At 46.0% G+C, this 3,623-nt stretch carries 3 protein-coding genes and 1 pseudogene; all 4 read right to left on the bottom strand.

Features of this window, described 5'->3' with window-relative positions; translation table 11 throughout:
* Positions 1–191: 191 nt before the first annotated feature.
* Positions 192–656, bottom strand: coding sequence for a hypothetical protein (locus V7K42_RS11870; protein WP_334916363.1), 465 nt, complete (start codon positions 654–656; stop codon positions 192–194).
* Complete coding sequence (gene cobW, locus V7K42_RS11875; RefSeq protein WP_334916364.1) at positions 640–1,698, bottom strand: cobalamin biosynthesis protein CobW; 1,059 nt, start codon at positions 1,696–1,698, stop codon at positions 640–642. The genes V7K42_RS11870 and cobW overlap by 17 nt, the downstream gene beginning before the upstream one ends.
* A gap of 232 nt (positions 1,699–1,930) precedes the next feature.
* Positions 1,931–3,355, bottom strand: coding sequence for an FAD-dependent hydroxylase (locus V7K42_RS11880; RefSeq protein ID WP_334916366.1), 1,425 nt, complete (start codon positions 3,353–3,355; stop codon positions 1,931–1,933).
* A pseudogene (locus V7K42_RS11885) lies at positions 3,321–3,623 on the bottom strand (SAM-dependent methyltransferase); the annotation flags it as partial. The pseudogene V7K42_RS11885 and the gene V7K42_RS11880, both read right to left, overlap by 35 nt.

Below are 3,623 nucleotides of genomic sequence, written 5' to 3' on the forward strand. Positions count from 1 at the left end.
GGGTCATTTCGATTAAACTCATGAATTGATAACTGCCAGAGTTGAATTTCATAACATAAATAGCTCTCAAAAATTGCACGTGCTGCTAATCCCTCGAGTCCCATGTAACAATCTATCGCTGCATTTTGGTAGCGAGTTGCTTTGGAAATCTTGCTTGATTTTGGCTTGAGCATTGAGGACTAAAGTAAGTTTTAGGGCATTAAACTTGGTTTAAATTCTGACCATCGCTTGCAAACTTGTTCGTAGCAATCGGGTGGAGTAATTTTTAGTTGGTGTAAAAAATTAACCTCAATCTGAGGTTCAGCCTTTAGCACCAGAAGAATATCTTGATGGGGATTGTATGTTGCGATCGCTGGGAAAATTGATGAAATCATGGATGAACAGATTGATTGCGATATAAATCCGCCATCCTGAAACGAACGCAAGTAAAACCTAATCAGATCACAGGGGAGAAATTGGAGGGTGAAGGGAACTGTATCAACACTTGTATTTGTCGGGTGAGCAACTTTAGTATCCACATCACAAATAACAACTCCCCGCCCAAATAATTGAAATCCTTTCCATCCTGTATAACCGATTACCAATATATTGTTATGGATAAAGCTGTTTTGCCAGTAACCGAAATTTCCTTGCCAAACACTATTGGATGGTCGCATTGACTTCCTCCCCCAACACTAATGACTCAATGCGAACCTGCTCAAGCTCCCGACCAATCAACACTAATCGCGTTTGACGGAGTTCGTGGGGTTGCCAAGTCCGATCATAAAAGTAGTCAAATCGATTACCGACACCCTGTAATACCAGACGCATGGCTTTGTTTGGAACTGCTACAAACCCCTTAATTCGATAAATTTCTTGCTGCTGCACTAATGTTTGCAAGCGTTTGACTAGAACAGTCGGCTCAAATGCTTGGTCTAGCAGTAGTTGTACTGCATTAATCCCTTCATCATGTTCGTGTTCTTCTTCAGTATCGTGGTGACTGGGACGACTTTCTAAGTTGTCTTCTACCGCAGCGTTGAAACCAAGCAACACATCGCCACTGATTTTACCATCCTGACAAGGAATGACTTTTACACCAGGGGATAAGTTCTGCTTTAGCCATTCTTGCACCCTAACTTGCGTTTTTTCATCAACGCGATCGCTCTTAGTCAGCAATACTAGATCAGCACAAGCAAGCTGATCTTCAAACAGTTCCTCAATCGGTGTTTCGTGTTCTAGGCTAGAGTCGGCTTGTCGTTGTGCTAAGAGGGCTGCTAAATCACCTACATATTGATTAGTTGCTAAAGCTTCACAGTCCACCACAGTAATTACGCTGTCTACTGTAGCGCCTGTGCGAATCTCTGGCCAGCGAAATGCTTGCACCAATGGTTTTGGCAGTGCTAGTCCAGAGGTTTCAATTAACATACAGTCTAGGCTCGCGCGTCGCTGAAGTAATTCTTGCATCGCTGGAAGGAATTCCTCTTGCACCGTACAGCACAGACAACCGTTGGTGAGTTCAACAATATTACTGTTGGAATCTTCTTCATCGTCACATACTTGACAGTCACGTAAAAGTTCGCCATCAATTCCGATTTCCCCAAATTCATTCACCAAAACAGCAATGCGTCGTCCCTCATTGTTTTGAAGTAAATGGCGAATTAACGTCGTTTTGCCTGCGCCTAGAAATCCTGTAATTACTGTGACGGGAATTTTTTGCATATAGAGTATGTTGTTTGTTGATTAATTTTGCTTTTCACAAGAAAGAAGTTTTAACCGCAGATATCATGCAATGTTGCAAGTGTTAAAATCCAAATATTTATAACTAGCTGTGCCCAAAACAAAACTTAATTCGTAGTTTTTTTTAACGCAAAGAAACGCAGAGGGAAGCGCAGAGGTTTGCCAATTTTAATTCGCTATAAACAGTTAAAGTTGTGTCGGTTATGTGCAAGTACTAATTCATATCTATATTCTGCAACGCCGCCGAGGATGAGTGGTCAGAGGCTATATGTTTAACGCTATCGTTGCTATTGGGCACTTTCTCGGCAGATAGAGCGTTAAGTTGTGGCTGGTGACCCCACAGCCCGGTCATCAGTCGCAGCAGTAGCCTTCGTGGGAAAGACCAATAAATTATCAGTCGTAGTACCAACCGCCGTAGTTTAACTATTGGCAGCAAGTGGTTAGAAAAGCTGCGGTTGAGAATATCGGTAAAGGCTAGGATGACCCAGTTTTCATAGCGTCGCCAGCGATCGTAACGTTTTAGAACCATCAGAGAACCCAGGTCTTGTTTCTGTTGTTGTGCAGTTTGCAGCACTTGGGCTAGGGCAGCTGCATCACGAATACCCATATTTAGCCCCTGACCACCCACGGGATGACAGCAGTGGGCAGCATCCCCCAGCAACACCAAGCGCGGCTGGCAATAGCTGCGGCTCTGCATCAACTGTGCCGGAAACACCAAGGGCTGGCTCAACAAGGTTAGTTTCCCCATTTGGTCGCCGTAGCGTTGTTGCAGTTCGGTCAAAAACTGGTCGCTTGGCAGAGCAACTATTGCCTGAGCTTCTGCGTGGGGTGCAATCCAGACGATTTGGCAGCGATTATCAGGTAAGGGCAAAATTGCAAAAGGGCCACTAGGCCAAAAACGCTCGTAGCCGATGTTCTGGTGCGATCGCTCTGGGGCAACGAAAGCTGTGATACAGGATTGCCAGTAAGCCCAACCGTTAGTTTTGATGCCAGCACAAGAGCGAATTTGCGAGTTGATGCCATCAGCAGCCACGACCAACTTTGTTTGCAACCGTTGTTGACCCTGGGAATTCTCCAGCACCACCTCTGCGGCTTGGACTCCATAGCGCACCTCAACCACTTGAGTCTCATAACAACAAGTAATGTTACCTGCTGTTGCCACTCGTTGCTGGAGTGCCGCCATCAGTACCCCATGCTCGCCACAGTAGTAAACTGCTGCTTCTCCCAAATCATTTGGGTAAAACTCGACTCGGTGAGGATAGTCTGCGTCCGACAGTACCACCCGTGAAAAGTGGCTAATTTTTGGCGCAATTTGCTCCCACAGCCCTAAATCACGAAAAATTTTGCTCGTCATCGGCGACAGGGCATAAGCTCTTGCTCGCTCTGTTGCTTGCTGTTCCTGTTGTGCTTCCACTACTAAAATTTGCAGACCTGACGATTCTCCTTCCCTTCGGGACGCTGCGCGTAGCTTGCTTCCCCGTAGGGGTACAGAGACGCTACGCGATCGCAGTCCACAAGCTAGTGTCAAACCCGAAATGCCGCCGCCGACAATAACGACATCGTAGTTTATCGTTGGAAACTCAAAATTTGTCATCATGTAGTCGCTACCTAACCAAGCTTGAAGGAGTTTGGTTGGCAAAGTTTCTGTCCATCAATTCTGTGCGTGAGTTTGCCCGCACAGCCCGAAACATTCCAAATCGACACAATCCTGCACCAAACGCCAAACGCATCAGTAAAAGTGTCGGTACTTCGCGCACAGACTTGATGAAACCAGACAGCCCAAAACGCAAAAATCCGCTTGGTCGAGCTATCCCTTGCCAAATCGAATCGAACCAAGAAGGAAGGGTTTCTTGCGTCCAGTCTGCCGTAATTACCTCCCCCTCAACTAATTCTGTCCCCGCCAAAAG

It is taken from the genome of Nostoc sp. (genome assembly GCF_036917455.1).
Taxonomy (GTDB): domain Bacteria; phylum Cyanobacteriota; class Cyanobacteriia; order Cyanobacteriales; family Nostocaceae; genus Nostoc.